The 13,556-nt window shown below is 65.8% G+C and carries 11 protein-coding genes; 8 read left to right on the top strand and 3 right to left on the bottom strand.

The genetic code is table 11. The annotated features are described in order from the left end of the window. Positions 1 to 33 precede the first annotated feature (33 nt). From mltB to lipB, 5 genes are all read left to right on the top strand, one after another. On the top strand, positions 34 to 1,092 hold the full coding sequence (mltB, locus tag BLT16_RS18570) for a lytic murein transglycosylase B (protein ID WP_089660308.1): 1,059 nt from the start codon (positions 34 to 36) through the stop codon (positions 1,090 to 1,092). Further along, positions 1,071 to 2,072, top strand: coding sequence for a septal ring lytic transglycosylase RlpA family protein (locus BLT16_RS18565; protein WP_089660306.1), 1,002 nt, complete (start codon positions 1,071 to 1,073; stop codon positions 2,070 to 2,072). The genes mltB and BLT16_RS18565 overlap by 22 nt, the downstream gene beginning before the upstream one ends. Positions 2,073 to 2,123: 51 nt before the next feature. Next, complete coding sequence (locus BLT16_RS18560; RefSeq protein ID WP_089660304.1) at positions 2,124 to 3,332, top strand: D-alanyl-D-alanine carboxypeptidase family protein; 1,209 nt, start codon at positions 2,124 to 2,126, stop codon at positions 3,330 to 3,332. A gap of 125 nt (positions 3,333 to 3,457) precedes the next feature. Next, the gene (locus tag BLT16_RS18555; RefSeq protein WP_089660302.1) at positions 3,458 to 3,769 is read left to right on the top strand and encodes an HP0495 family protein; all 312 of its coding nucleotides are present in this window, start codon (positions 3,458 to 3,460) and stop codon (positions 3,767 to 3,769) included. Continuing rightward, positions 3,770 to 4,471 carry a lipoyl(octanoyl) transferase LipB gene (gene lipB, locus BLT16_RS18550; protein WP_089660300.1) on the top strand — a complete coding sequence of 234 codons (702 nt, stop codon included), beginning with the start codon at positions 3,770 to 3,772 and terminating at the stop codon, positions 4,469 to 4,471. It abuts the gene before it with no gap. Here the strand turns inward: lipB and lipA are convergent. Continuing rightward, the gene (gene lipA / locus BLT16_RS18545; RefSeq protein ID WP_089660298.1) at positions 4,455 to 5,528 is read right to left on the bottom strand and encodes a lipoyl synthase; all 1,074 of its coding nucleotides are present in this window, start codon (positions 5,526 to 5,528) and stop codon (positions 4,455 to 4,457) included. The two genes, lipB and lipA, sit on opposite strands and share 17 nt — an antisense overlap. Before the next feature lie 311 nt (positions 5,529 to 5,839). Then, entirely contained in the window at positions 5,840 to 6,835 is a 996-nt protein-coding gene (locus tag BLT16_RS18540; protein ID WP_089660296.1) for a LysR family transcriptional regulator, read from the bottom strand. Positions 6,836 to 6,929: 94 nt separating this feature from the next. Between BLT16_RS18540 and BLT16_RS18535 the strand changes: the two genes are divergently transcribed. The 3 genes from BLT16_RS18535 (at position 6,930) to BLT16_RS18525 (ending at position 12,711) form a co-directional block, all read left to right on the top strand. Further along, entirely contained in the window at positions 6,930 to 8,345 is a 1,416-nt protein-coding gene (locus BLT16_RS18535) for an acetyl-CoA carboxylase biotin carboxylase subunit (protein ID WP_089660294.1), read from the top strand. Positions 8,346 to 8,371: 26 nt separating this feature from the next. Beyond that, on the top strand, positions 8,372 to 10,180 hold the full coding sequence (gene oadA, locus BLT16_RS18530) for a sodium-extruding oxaloacetate decarboxylase subunit alpha (RefSeq protein ID WP_089660292.1): 1,809 nt from the start codon (positions 8,372 to 8,374) through the stop codon (positions 10,178 to 10,180). Positions 10,181 to 10,350: 170 nt separating this feature from the next. Continuing rightward, positions 10,351 to 12,711 (top strand): DUF3141 domain-containing protein, encoded by a 2,361-nt coding sequence (locus BLT16_RS18525; RefSeq protein WP_089660290.1) that lies wholly within the window; start codon positions 10,351 to 10,353, stop codon positions 12,709 to 12,711. 276 nt (positions 12,712 to 12,987) lie between these two features. Here BLT16_RS18525 and BLT16_RS18520 read toward each other — a convergent pair whose 3' ends face one another. Beyond that, positions 12,988 to 13,476 (bottom strand): methylglyoxal synthase, encoded by a 489-nt coding sequence (locus BLT16_RS18520; protein WP_089660288.1) that lies wholly within the window; start codon positions 13,474 to 13,476, stop codon positions 12,988 to 12,990. Positions 13,477 to 13,556: the final 80 nt, after the last annotated feature.

Raw genomic sequence — 13,556 nt, 5'->3', positions numbered from 1 at the left:
CACCGAATGATTCAGCAAGGAGCAGCCTGACCGATGACGGTGTCTGCAATTCAGGGAAGGGGCGCGCACGGCGTGCTGGCCGCAGTGGGCCTGTCACTGATGGCGTCGGTGAGCTTCGCCGGCGATTTCGATCCGGCGTCCCGCGACGACGTCGCCGCACTGATCGACCAGCTCGATGAGCGGGGGGTGCCACGCGACTGGGCCGAAGCCGCGATGCGCCAGGCCGACTTCAGCCAGGAGGTGCTCGACGCCATGGAAGGGGCCGCCGAGCGACGCCTGCGCTGGGACGAGTACCGCGAGATCTTCCTGCAGCGCGACCGCATCCTGCAGGGCGCGGCCTTTATCGACGCCCACCGGGACGCCTTCGAGCGCGCCGAAGTGGCGTATGGCGTGCCGCCGGAGATGATCGCCGCGATCATCGGGGTCGAGACCAAGTACGGCCAGTTTACCGGCCGTCATCGCGTGCTCGACTCGTTGTCGACGCTGGGCTTTCACCACCCCAGCCGCCACCGGTTTTTCCACGGTGAGTTGGCCGCATTCCTCGAAATCGCCCATGACGAGGGCGTCGAACCCGGCTCGCTGTATGGTTCCTATGCCGGTGCCATGGGCTATCCGCAGTTCATCCCGACCAGCTACCGTGCCTACGCGGTGGACTTCGATGGCGACGACATTCGCGACCTGTGGACCAACCCAGTGGATGCCATCGGCAGCGTCGGCAACTACTTTGCCGAACACGGCTGGCGCGGCGATGAGGCCATTCTCAGCGAGGCCAGCGGCCCCGACAGCCTGCCCGACGGCATCGAATTCAATGCCACTCGCCCGCCCTATGCGGGCCTGGATGAACTCGCCGATGTCGGCATAGTGCCGGAGCATGACGCCAACGTGCCGGATCAGGTGATTCCGCTGGCGTTCGACTATTTGCGTGCGGAAGATAGCGACGAGGTCGGCTACTACTACCGCCTTGGGCATCACAATTTTTACGTGATCACCCGCTACAATCACAGCCATCTGTATGCCATGGCGGTGACCGAACTGGCCGAACGGATTGCCGAAGCCTACGAGGAGGGCGCATGGTCCCGGGACGACAGCTGACGCGCGCGACGAGCACGCTGGCCATCTTGCTACTGGTGGCCGGCTGTGCCAGCAGCGGCGGCAGCGGTACCCAGCGTGCCGCCAGCAGCCCTGACACCGGATCCTCGACAAGCAGCGATGCCACCAGCACCGCCAGCGGTCGCTATTCGATGAGCCGTGATGCCTACCCCGACCTGCCGCCGGACGTGTCCAACGTGCCGGATGCCGAGCCACGGGTCGAACCGCGCTCACGGGGTGGCAATCGCCCCACCTATGAAGTGTGGGGAGAGACCTACCAGGTGCTCTCCGATGAGGTGGGCTACTCCAACCAGGGTATCGCCTCCTGGTACGGTGAGAAGTTCCACGGTTACGCTACCGCCAACGGCGAGATCTATGACATGTACCTGATGACCGCCGCGCATCGCTCGCTGCCGCTGCCCAGCTTCGTCCGGGTGACCAGCGTCGACAACGGCCGCTCGGTGATTGTGCGGGTCAACGACCGTGGGCCATTCCACGACAACCGCGAGATCGATCTCTCCTATGCGGCGGCCGCAAGGCTGGATATCCTGGACAGTGGTACCGGCAAGGTGCGCGTCGAGGCTATCGATCCGGTCGCCTGGCAGCAGAATCGCGGCAATGGATCGAGCCAAGTGGCCGAGGTCGAGCGCCCGGCCCGCGACGTTGCCGAGCAGGTCGCCTCGCAAGCCCCGGCGTCGAGCGTTTCCCCCGCCCGTGAAGTTGCAGCGACGCCAGCGTCTGATAATGGGGCGGCGGGGGATGCGGCGGTCTACCTGCAGGTTGCGGCACTGGGCTCGGTGAGCAACGCCGAGGCGCTCAAGTCGCGGCTGCAGAGTGAACTGAACCAGCCGGTGCGGGTGGCCAGCGATGCCAGCGTGCATCGCGTCCAGGTCGGGCCGGTGAGCGATGCCAGCCGGGTCGAGCCGCTACGCGACGAATTGCGCCGCGCGGGATTCGAGCAGACCTTGGTGATCAATGACTGACCCGAGTCGGGTCGTGAATCTTGTGACGTTTCTTCTTTGAGAGTGGGTGTAATGAAAGTGTTTGCCTTGTTGTCCGGTTTGCGTCGCACGATGCTTCCGTTGGCCGCTGCCGGTCTGACCAGCCTAGGAGTGATGACCCTTGGCGTGTCGGCCCAGGCCCAGCAGCCCAGCCCCCAGACCATGATTCCCTCGCCGCCACAGCTGGCGGCCAAGTCGTGGTTCCTGATGGATGCCGACAGCGGCGAGGTGCTGATCGAGCACAATGCCGACGAGCGGCTGCCGCCGGCCAGTCTCACCAAGCTGATGACCGCCTACCTGGTGGAGCGTGAACTCGATCGGGGCAACATCAGCATGGATGACATGGTGCGGGTCAGCGAGAATGCCTGGCGCACCGGGGGCTCGAAGATGTTCATCGAAGTCGATACCGAGGTATCGATCCGTGATCTGCTCTACGGCATCGTCATTGCCTCGGGCAACGATGCCAGCGTCGCCGTGGCCGAGCACCTGGCCGGCGGCGAGCAGCCGTTCGCCGATCTGATGAACCAGCACGCCCAGCGCCTGGGGCTGCACAATACCAGCTTCGCCAATGCCACCGGGCTGCCCGACCCCGAGCAGTACTCCTCGGCGCGGGACATGGCGCTGCTGTCGCAGTACATCATCAACGACTACCCCGAGCACTACGCGATCTACGCTGAGCGCTACTTCGACTACAACGACATTCGTCAGCCCAATCGCAACCGCCTGCTGTGGCGCGATAATACGGTTGATGGCCTCAAGACCGGCTGGACCACCGAGGCCGGCTACGGGCTGGTGGCCTCGGCCAAGCGCGACGACATGCGCCTGATCTCGGTGGTGATGGGGACCAACTCCGAAGAGGCCCGCGCCCAGGAGACCCAGAAGCTGTTCAGCTACGGCTTCCGCTACTTCGAGACCCTCAATCTCTATGAGGCCGGTTCGGTGCTCGAGACGCCGCGGATCTGGGGTGGTGCGCAGAACGAGGTGCGGGTCGGTGTCGATAGTGATGTCAAGATGACCGTGCCGCGTGGCCGCAGTGATGAGCTCACTGCACGCCTCAACCTGCGTGGTGATATCACTGCGCCGGTGGCCGCCGGCGATCAGCTCGGCACTCTGGAGGTCAAGCTGGGCGACGAGGTGCTCGGCGAGCGCCCGCTGGTAGCCCTGGAGAGCGTCGAGCAGGGTGGCATCTTCAAGCGTGTCTTCGACATGGTGCGCCAATTCATCAGCGGCCTGTTCGGCTGATCGATGACGCATCGCGGCGGCTCCTTCTGGGGCCGTCGTGCCTGTTGTCAGCGTGTCGCGCCCTTGGTCGCAGCCTTGCGGTTGCGTAAAATGGTGCGAAACCTCCGTTTCGAGTACCTATCATCATGGCCGACAAGCCCCTGCGAGACCTGCGTCTCGACACCCCGGCGACGTCCGCGCCGGCTCCGCGCGTTGAATTTCCCTGCGACTACTCGCTGAAGATCGTCGGCGATGCCGCCGATGACTTCCACGACACCGTGGTCGAGGTGGTGGAAACCCATGCGCCAGGCTTCGACCGTAAGTCGGTCCGCGTCGTCGACAGCCGCAACGGCAAGTTCCAGTCGGTGCGCCTGACCATCATCGCCACCGGCAAGCCCCAGCTCGAGGCGCTGTTCGCCGAGCTCAAGGCCACCGGCCGCGTACACATGGTGCTGTAAATGAGCGAGCATCCCGCCGCACCGATCCAGGTCTTCCGCCTGGGGCGCCAGCCCTACCTGCCGGTGTGGCGGGCCATGCGCGAGCTGACCGACGGCCGCGACGCTGACACGCCCGATCAGTGTTGGGTGGTGGAGCATGACCCGGTGTTCACCCAGGGTCAGGCCGGTAAGCCCGAGCACCTGCTGATGCCCGGCGACATCCCGGTAGTGCAGACCGACCGCGGCGGCCAGGTCACCTATCATGGCCCCGGCCAGCTGGTGGTCTATCCGCTGCTCGATGTGCGACGCACGCGTCTCGGGGTCCGCGAACTGGTGACAGCCCTGGAGCAGGCGGTGGTCGGGGTGCTGGACGATCTCGGCATCACGGCGGCGGCGCGGGCGGATGCCCCCGGGGTCTACGTCGGAGAGGCCAAGATCGCCTCGCTGGGGCTGCGCATTCGTCGCGGTGCCAGCTTCCACGGCGTGGCGCTGAATGTCGATGTCGATCTCACACCGTTTTCGCGGATCAACCCCTGCGGCTATGCCGGCATGGCGATGACGCGTATCAGCGATCTGGTCACCGCGGCGCCCGATGTCAACGACGTGGCGCACGGCCTGGTGGACCATCTGGGGAGGCAGCTGGGGCGGGATCTTGACTGGGCAGCGCCCGGCGAACTGCCTGGGCACTGCCAGCGGCAGCTGGGACTTAGCCTACCGGCGTGACCGGGATCAGGCCGCTGTCGTCGGGCGTCTGCTGTCCGGGTACCTTGGCCGGGGCGGCGAGCCCCAGGTTATTCTTCTCGAAGACCTGATCGGCGCGGTAGCTGGAGCGCACCAGCGGCCCGGAGGCAACCTCCAGAAAGCCCTTCTCCAGCCCTAGCTGACGATAGCGTTCGAACTCCTCGGGCGTGACCCAGCGCTCCACCGGCAGGTGATTCTTGGTCGGGCGCAGGTACTGGCCGAGGGTCACGATGTCGACGCCGATCTCGCGCAGGTCATCGAAGGTGGCCAGTATCTCCTCCTCGGTCTCGCCCAGGCCCAGCATCAGGCTGGTCTTGGTCAGCACGTCGGGCTTGTGACGCTTGGCGAACGCCAACACATCGAGGGTCTTGCGGTAGCCGGCGCGGGGATCGCGTACGCGCTGGGTGAGGCGCTCGACGGTCTCGACGTTCTGGGCGAAGACCTCGAGGCCGGAGTCCACCACGTCGGCGATGGCGTCATGGACGCCGTCGAAGTCCGGCGTCAGCGCCTCGACCACCACTTCCGGCGTGCGTGCCTTGATGGCGCGGACGCAGGCGGCGTAGTGACTGGCGCCACCGTCGTCGAGGTCGTCGCGGTCCACCGAGGTTAGCACGATGTAGCGCAGCCCCATCAGCTCCACTGACTTGGCGGTGTTTTGCGGCTCCTCATGATCGAGCCAGCCGCGCGGGTTGCCGGTATCCACGGCGCAGAAACGGCAGGCGCGGGTGCACACCGAGCCCATCAACATGATGGTGGCGGTGCCGTTGCTCCAGCACTCGCCCATGTTGGGACAGTGCGATTCGGCGCACACCGTGCTCAGGCGGTGCTCGCTGACGTTGCGCTTGACCGCCTCGAAGCGCTCCCCGCCGGCGATCTGAATGCGCAGCCAGGGCGGCTTGCGGCCGTTGCTGACCCCCTCGTGGGGTTCCTGTTGCTCGCTTTGCCTGCGCTGCTTGATGCCATCCTTGATCACGGACATGCCGTGCTCGTTGCGGAATTTGGCCCCGCTGGACACGGCTTGCGACGGCTTGTTGCTCATAGCGATTCGCGCCTCTCTGTTCGCTGCCCGGGCGGCGTCACCCGAACCAATATGGACGCCACTTTAGCATAAGGTCGGGGGAGGATTCAGCCTGCCCCGGTGTTTCGCAGAGCTGCTTCAGGGGCAAATAGCGAGGGACGCCGGGGGTAGGTCGAAGGGGAGGTTTGCGCCATGGATGGCGCAAGTTAGCGCCCAGGGATGGGTTTACAGCGCCTCCCCGTAGGCCTACCGCCGGATCAGTCCCGAGCGGTGCTGCTATCTAATACATCTATCAGGCGTTTACCCGTTCAGTGTGATGGGGTTGGGGCTTATCAACCTCCCTGGGATCCGGTCATCGGCAGGCAGGCCACCGAGTGGCCGGGGCGCGGGGTCAGTGGGGCGCTAAAGTGGGCATTGAGCTCTGGCAGCAGCTCCTGGACGAAGCGCAGGAACAGCTCGGTGATCGGCGAGGGGTGGCGGTCCTTGGGGTAGACGGTGCACCACGAACGCCGCAGTGGAAAGCCGGGCAGGGCTGGCGAGGCGAGCAGTCCGCCGGCCAGCTCAAGCTGCACCGCCAGGCGCGGCAGCACCGCCACGCCGAGGTGCGCCATCACGCCCTGTTTGATCGCCTCGTTGGTGCCCATCTCGATGGTATGGGCCAGCGTGACCCGCTCGCGGGAAGCGAAGTCCTCGAAGGCGGTGCGGGTGCCGGAGCCGGGCTCGCGCATCAGTACATAGTGGTGGGCGAAGTCGTCCAGGGTCGGGCGGGGGCTGTGCATCAGCGGGTGCTCGGGCCACACCACCGGGATCATCTCGTTGTCGAGGATCGGCATGAAGGTAAGGTTGGGGTCGTCGGGCACCATGCCCATGATCACCAGGTCGTCGCGACGTTCGGCCAGGCGTTCCAGGGCCTGGCCGCGGTTGCATACCCGCAGGCGGATCTGCACCTCGGGGTAGAGGGCGCGAAAGCGCGCCAGGATATACGGCACCACGTACTGAGCGGTAGAGACCGCCGCCAGGTTGAGCTCGCCGCGTATGCTGCCGGCCATCTCCGAGAGCGCCATCTGCAGGCTCGAAACCTGGCCAAAGATCGACTGCACCGAGGCCGCCAGGGCATCGGCGGCCGGCAGCACATGCAGGGTCTTGCCGGCATACTTGAACAGCGGCTGCTCGAGGGCCTGCTCCAGCTGGCGGATCTGCGCGCTGACCGCGGGTTGGGTCAGGCCGAGCTGCTCTGCCGCCCGCGAATAGGACTGCTGACGATGTACGGCCTGAAACACTTGCAGCTGGCGGAAGGTCAGGCGGTTGAGCAGACTGGGTCGCGTCATCGGGCGTCCAAGCGGTGTCGGTTATGACAGAATAGGGCGCTGAAACGTCAACAGGCCCTGTAGAATCTTATCAACTTTGTCGGGGTGGGTCGCCATGTTCCACAAGCTGCTGATCGCCAACCGCGGCGAGATCGCGGTGCGTATCGAGCGCGCCTGCGCCGAGATGGGCATCCGCTCGGTGGCGGTATACACCGAGCCGGATCGCTTCGCGCTGCACGTCAAACGCGCCGATGAGGCCTACTTCATCGGCGACGATCCGCTGGACGGCTATCTGGACGCCCAGCGGCTGGTCGATCTGGCCCGCGAGACCGGCTGCGATGCGCTGCATCCCGGCTACGGCTTTCTCGCCGAACAGGCCGATTTCGCCCGACTGTGTGCCCAGGCGGGCATCGCCTTCATCGGCCCCGACGCCGAGGTGATCGGGCGCATGGCCGACAAGAGCGCCGCCCGGGAGATCCTGCGCGAGGCGGGGATCCCCGTCACGCCCGGTTCACGGGCACCGCTGACAAGCGTTGAGGAGGCGCTGGCGCTGGCCGAATCGCTCGGCTACCCGGTGATGCTCAAGGCCAACCACGGCGGTGGCGGGCGCGGCCTGCGGCGCTGCGACAGCCCCGCCCAGCTCGAGCAGGCCTGGGAGCAAGTGGGCGAGGAGGCCGGTGCGCGTTTCGCCAGCGCTGCGCTGTTCCTCGAGAAGTGCCTGGTCGGCAGCCAGCACATCGAGGTGCAGGTGCTGGCCGACCGTCACGGCAGCGTGATTCATCTGTTCGAGCGCGACTGCTCGATCCAGCGTCGTAACCAGAAGCTGATGGAGATTGCGCCCAGCCCGCGGCTGACCCCGGAACAGCGTGCCTATGTCGGCCAGTTGGCGGTGCGTGCGGCGCACCTGGTGGGCTACGAGAACGCCGGCACCGTGGAGTTCCTGGTCAGGGGCAACGAGATCTACTTCATGGAGATGAACACCCGCATCCAGGTCGAGCACACCGTCAGCGAGGCGGTGACCGGGGTCGATATCGTGCGTGAACAGATCCGTATCGCCTATGGCCTCAAGCTGGCGTTCCGCCAGGAGGATATTCGCCACCACGGCTACGCCATCGAATTTCGCATCAATGCCGAAGATCCCAAGAACGACTTCCTGCCCTCGTTCGGCCGCATCACCCGCTACTATGCGCCGGGCGGGCCCGGGGTGCGCACCGATACCGCGATCTACACCGGCTATCGCCTGCCGCCGCACTTCGACGCCCTGTGCCTTAAGCTGATCGTATGGGGCATGACCTGGGAGGAGACGCTCGACCGCGGCGTGCGTGCGCTCAACGACATGCGTCTGCAGGGCATCAAGACCACCGCGCCGCTCTACGAGGAAATCCTCAAGCACCCCGACTTTCGCCGCGGCGCCTTCGATACCGGCTTCGTGCTGCGCCATCCCGAGCTGCTCGACTACTCGGTGAAGCGAAACCCTGACGAGGTGGCGCTGGTGGTGGCCGCCGCCATTGCCGCCCATGCCGGCCTATGACCCCCGCCATCGACACGGAGAGTGACATGTCTGCCACTGACGATACCCGCGTGCGCTTGAGTGACATGGTGCTGCGCGACGGCCACCAGTCGCTGATCGCCACGCGGCTGCGCACGGATGACATGCTGCCGGTGTGCCCGGCGCTGGATGCCATCGGCTTCGAGACCCTCGAGGTTTGGGGCGGGGCAACCTTCGATGCCTGCGTGCGCTTTCTCAAGGAGGACCCCTGGGAGCGGCTGCAGCGGCTCAAGACGGCGCTGCCCAACACCCCGCTGCAGATGCTGCTGCGCGGCCAGAACCTGGTCGGCTACCGCCATTACGCCGATGACGTGGTCGAGGCCTTCGTTGCGCGCGCCGCGGCGGGGGGCATCGATGTCTTCCGACTGTTCGACCCGCTCAATGACCTGCGCAACCTGGAAACCGCCATGGCCGCGGTCAAGGCCGCCGGCAAGCACGCTCAGGGGGCGATCTGCTATACCCAGAGCCCGGTCCACGACCTGGCCATGTACGTCAAGGATGCCCGCCGGCTCGAGTCGATGGGGGCCGATTCCATTGCCATCAAGGACATGGCCGGGCTGCTCACGCCCTATGCCACCGCCGAGCTGGTTGCCGCGCTGCTCGATGCCGTCGAGGTCCCAGTGCATCTGCACGCCCACGCCACCTCGGGATTGGCCGCCCAGTGCCACCTCAAGGCCGTGGAAGCCGGCTGCCGCCACCTGGATACCTGCTGTGCGGCCTTTGCCGGCGGCGCCAGTCACCCGGCCAGCGAGGCCATGGTGGCCACCTTCCAGGACACCGACTACGACACCGGCCTTGACCTCGAGGCGATCAAGGCAGTCAGTGACCAGTTGCGTGAGGTGCGCCGCCAGTACGCCGGCTTCGAAAGTGAGGTGACCCGCGAGGACATTGGCGTACTGGTCAGCCAGGTGCCCGGCGGGATGATGTCGAACCTCGCCCATCAGCTGCGCGAGCAGAATGCGCTGTCGCGGATCAACGAGGTGTTCGCCGAGATCCCGCGGGTGCGCGCCGACCTCGGCTACCCGCCGCTGGTCACCCCCACCTCGCAGTTCATCGGCTCCCAGGCGGTGATCAACGTGCTGACCGGCGAGCGTTACAAGACCATCAGCAACGAGATCAAGCGCTATCTGCTTGGCGGCTATGGCCGACCGCCGGCCCCGGCCGACCCCGATCTGCGACGCCGTGCGGTGGGGCAGGAGCCCGCCGAGCAGGGCCGCCCGGCGGATCTGCTGCCGCCCGAAATGGCGCGCTTTCGCGCGGCGATCGGCACGCTTGCCGAGAGTGAAGAGGACGTGCTGACCTATGCGCTGTTTCCCGATATCGGTCGTGACTTCCTGCAGGGGCGCCGCGACGGCAGCCTGATCCCGGAGCCGCTGCCGGCGGCGGGCGACGGTCAGCGGCCGGTCAGTGAGGGCACCCCCACCGAGTTCGTGATCGACGTGCACGGCGAATCCTACGACGTGCAGATTACCGGGGTGGGCCGTGATCGCGGCGGTCGCCGCCAGGTCTACCTGACGCTGGATGGCATGCCAGAAGCGGTGGTGTTCGAGCCCCGCGACCGCTACCAGCCGGTCCCCGGAAGCGGCCGTGCGCGCGCCAGCGGCGCCGGCCACGTAACCACTGCGATGCCGGGCAACATCGTCGAGGTGCTGATCGCCGTGGGGGACCGCGTCGAGGAGGGCCAGGCAGTGCTGATTACCGAGGCAATGAAGATGGAGACCGAGCTGCATGCGCGCCGCGCCGGCACGGTGGTGGCGCTGCACGTGGCCAAGGGCGAGCGGGTGATGCCCGGCGAGGTGCTGGTCGAGATCGAGTGATGCGGCCGGATTGGCGAGCGATAAGATCAGCGGCTAGGCTATATTGCAATGCAGCATGATGGCATACTGACTGCCATCTGTGTCATCGCAGCTGATCTTTGCAAGAAGCGCTCATCCATTCCGAGCACCTGCGATGACGCTACCCTTTTTCGCCGCTATGGAGTGATCCCATGCTACCGGCCGCTAGTTCCATGATGAATGCGTCGCTTGCGCTGTTCGATCCCCTCGGCATCGGTCGTGCCAGCGTCGACTACTGGCGTGACAGTCTCGAGCGCAGCGTGCTCTACCTTGACGTGATGCGCCAGCGGGGCAACCAGTATCTCGAGCATATGGAGCAGACCAAGCCCAACGTGCTCGGGTTCGAATCCGAAGTGCTGCTCGACGGCCGCGACCTGCCGCGTCCGGTCAACTACGAGCTGCTGCGCATCCTGCCCCCGGCGGGCATAGAGGTCGATTTACAGGCCAGGCCCTTCGTGGTGGTCGATCCTCGCGCTGGCCATGGCCCAGGCATCGGCGGTTTCAAGCCCGACAGCGAGATCGGCGTGGCGCTGCGCGCCGGCCATCCCTGCTATTTCATCGGTTTTCTGCCGTTCCCTGAGCCGGGCCAGACCGTGGAAGACGTGGTCGACGCCGAGATCGCCTTTCTGCGCGAGGTGATCGCCCGCCATTCCGATGTCTCCGAGAAGCCCATGGTGGTCGGCAACTGCCAGGCCGGCTGGCAGATCATGATGGCCGCGGCGCTGGAGCCCGAGCTGTTCGGCCCCATTTTGATCGCCGGGGCGCCGCTCTCCTACTGGGCCGGCGAACGGGGTAAGGCGCCGATGCGCTACACCGGCGGCATGACCGGCGGCAGCTGGATGACGGCGCTGGCCGGTGATCTGGGGGCCGGGCTGTTTGACGGCGCGCTGCTGGTGCAGAATTTCGAGAAGCTCAATCCGGCCAATACCCTGTGGGACAAGCAGTACCGGCTCTACGCCAACGTCGACAGCGAGGCCGAGCGCTATCTGCAGTTCGAGCGCTGGTGGGGCGGCCATGTGGTGCTGGGGGCCGATGAAATCCAGTATATCGTCGACAACCTGTTCATCGGCAATCGCCTGAGTACCGCCGGACTCTCGACCCGCGACGGACGGCGTATCGACTTGCGGAATATCCGTTCGCCGATCGTGGTGTTCTGCTCCAAGGGCGACGACATCACGCCGCCGCCTCAGGCGCTGGGCTGGGTGCGCGACCTCTACGCCGACGTCGAGGATATCTACGCCCACGAGCAGACCATCGTCTACTGTGTGCACGATACCACCGGCCACCTGGGGATCTTCGTCTCGGGGAGCGTGTCGCGCAAGGAGCACACCGAATTTACTGCCAACATGGACTATATCGACGTGCTGCCGCCGGGGCTCTACGAGACCCAGGTCACCGAGCGTGCGCCGTCTGGCGAGGATGCCGCGCACATCGACGGCGACTATCTGCTCGAGTTTACGCCGCGTGACGTTGCCGATCTCGATGAGTTCGTGCAGCCCAACGAAGAGGATGACCGCCGCTTTGCTACCGTGGAGCGGGTCTCGCAGATCAATCTGGGGCTGTATCAGATGTTGCTGCAGCCGTGGCTCAAGGCGGTGATGACGCCTGAAGCGGCGCGCTGGATACGCCGCATGCATCCGATTCGCCTGGCCTACAAGCTGTATTCAGATCGCAACCCACTGATGGTGCCGGTCCCGGTGCTCGCAGATCGCGTGCGTGAAGAGCGGCAGGTCGCCGCGCAGGACAACCCCTGGCGCATGGCCGAAAGTGTTGCCAGCGACCATATCAGCAGCAGTCTCGACGCCTACCGCGAGCTGCGCGATAGCCTGACCGAGAAGCTGTTCATGGGCTGGTACGGCCAGCCTTGGCTGCAGACCGTTGCTGGCCTCGGCATCGGTGGCGAGCCGCTGCGTCGCCGCCCTGGCATCGAGCCGGAACATCGTCGCTTCGTCGACAATCGCCAGGCCGAGCTGTGCCAGCGTATCGATCAGGGTGGTGGCCATGAGGCGGTGATGCGTGCGCTAATTTATGTGCTGGGCGGCGCGCCTTCCACCGACGAGCGTAACTTCCAGCGTCTCAAGGCGACGCGGGCCGAACTCGAGCCGGAGCTCCAGCTGGCCGACTTCAAGGCGCTGGTGCGCGATCAATTCTTTATCCTCAAGCTCGACCGCAAGCGGGCACTGGCGGCGATTCCGACCCTACTGACCAGCTGCAGCAATGCCGAAATCGATGAGCACCTCGAGCATCTTGAGCACGTACTGGCGGCCAGCGGTCCGCTGGCCGAGGGGGTTAGCGAGCGGCTAGAGGAGGTGCGCGGCTACTTCGCCGAGGCGCGGCCAGCGCCTGCCCCCAAGCCCGCCGCCGCAGCGCCGGCCGAGGAGGCAGCGCCTGTTAAAGCGGCTTCGGTGAAGAAGGAAGCACCGGCCGGGAACGCGCCATCGACGCAGAAAAAGCCAGCGGCCAAGCCGCGGGCCCGTAAGTCAACAGCCGACAAGTCTAGCGACAAAGAGTGACTCAGTCGGTGTAGACGCTGAACCAGGCCCGGCATCACTCGGAGCTAATCCGTCGGCAGGCCTATGAGGAGGCGCTGTAAACCCATCCATGGGCGCTATCTTGCGCCCTGCAGCGCTCCCGCATCCTGCTCCGCTTGCAGGACCGGTGCTGGCCATCCATGGCCAGCCCGTTCGGAGCAGTGCTCCTCACCCATGGTGCAAACCTCCTCGACGGCCTGCCCCCGGCGCTCCTCGCTTAGAGACACTGGCGACGTAAGAATGCTTTCAAAGTCCCGATCAATCAGCGCGGGCGCTGACCCAGGCCCCGGCGTCGGGGATGGCGATATCCACTGCCTGATCGACATAGGGGGAGGAAATCAGGAAGTCGGCGCTGGCAGCGTTGCAGGCCACCGGGATGTTCCATAGCGCGGCCAGGCGCAGCAGTGCCTTGACGTCGGGGTCGTGGGGCTGCGGCGCGAAGGGATCCCAGAAAAAGATCAGCAGATCGAGCTGCTGCTCGGTGATGCGTGCGCCGATCTGCTGGTCGCCGCCCAGCGGGCCGCTCATCAGCCCCTCTACCTCCAGCCCCTGCTCCTTGGCAATTCGTCTGGCGGTAGTGCCGGTGCCCACCAGCTGGTGCTGGGCCAGCGTCGTCTGCCAGCGCTCGACCCAGGCCAGCATTTCATCCTTCTTGCCGTCGTGGGCGATCAGCGCAATGCGCTTGCGTGAGGGCAGGGTGCGGCTGACCTGCTGGGCCGGACGTGGTTCGCTGGGACGGGAGCTCATGGCTTACTGCACCTCGAGAATCTTCAGGGTATTGGTACCGCCGTGGGCGTTCATGTGGTCGCCGCGGGTCAGGATCATCA

Source organism: Franzmannia pantelleriensis (genome assembly GCF_900102875.1).
GTDB classification, from domain to species: Bacteria; Pseudomonadota; Gammaproteobacteria; order Pseudomonadales; family Halomonadaceae; genus Franzmannia; species Franzmannia pantelleriensis.
The sequence above is the reverse complement of the archived record's forward strand: the minus strand, read 5'-3'. Positions and strand labels throughout refer to the sequence as shown.

Excerpts from the sequence above, each read along its gene's own strand:
- mltB (WP_089660308.1), top strand. The coding sequence starts at position 34 with ATGACGGTGTCTGCAATTCAGGGAAGGGGCGCGCACGGCGTGCTGGCC.
- BLT16_RS18565 (WP_089660306.1), top strand. The coding sequence starts at position 1,071 with ATGGTCCCGGGACGACAGCTGACGCGCGCGACGAGCACGCTGGCCATC.
- BLT16_RS18560 (WP_089660304.1), top strand. The coding sequence starts at position 2,124 with ATGAAAGTGTTTGCCTTGTTGTCCGGTTTGCGTCGCACGATGCTTCCG.
- BLT16_RS18555 (WP_089660302.1), top strand. The coding sequence starts at position 3,458 with ATGGCCGACAAGCCCCTGCGAGACCTGCGTCTCGACACCCCGGCGACG.
- lipB (WP_089660300.1), top strand. The coding sequence starts at position 3,770 with ATGAGCGAGCATCCCGCCGCACCGATCCAGGTCTTCCGCCTGGGGCGC.
- lipA (WP_089660298.1), bottom strand. The coding sequence starts at position 5,528 with ATGAGCAACAAGCCGTCGCAAGCCGTGTCCAGCGGGGCCAAATTCCGC.
- BLT16_RS18540 (WP_089660296.1), bottom strand. The coding sequence starts at position 6,835 with ATGACGCGACCCAGTCTGCTCAACCGCCTGACCTTCCGCCAGCTGCAA.
- BLT16_RS18535 (WP_089660294.1), top strand. The coding sequence starts at position 6,930 with ATGTTCCACAAGCTGCTGATCGCCAACCGCGGCGAGATCGCGGTGCGT.
- oadA (WP_089660292.1), top strand. The coding sequence starts at position 8,372 with ATGTCTGCCACTGACGATACCCGCGTGCGCTTGAGTGACATGGTGCTG.
- BLT16_RS18525 (WP_089660290.1), top strand. The coding sequence starts at position 10,351 with ATGCTACCGGCCGCTAGTTCCATGATGAATGCGTCGCTTGCGCTGTTC.
- BLT16_RS18520 (WP_089660288.1), bottom strand. The coding sequence starts at position 13,476 with ATGAGCTCCCGTCCCAGCGAACCACGTCCGGCCCAGCAGGTCAGCCGC.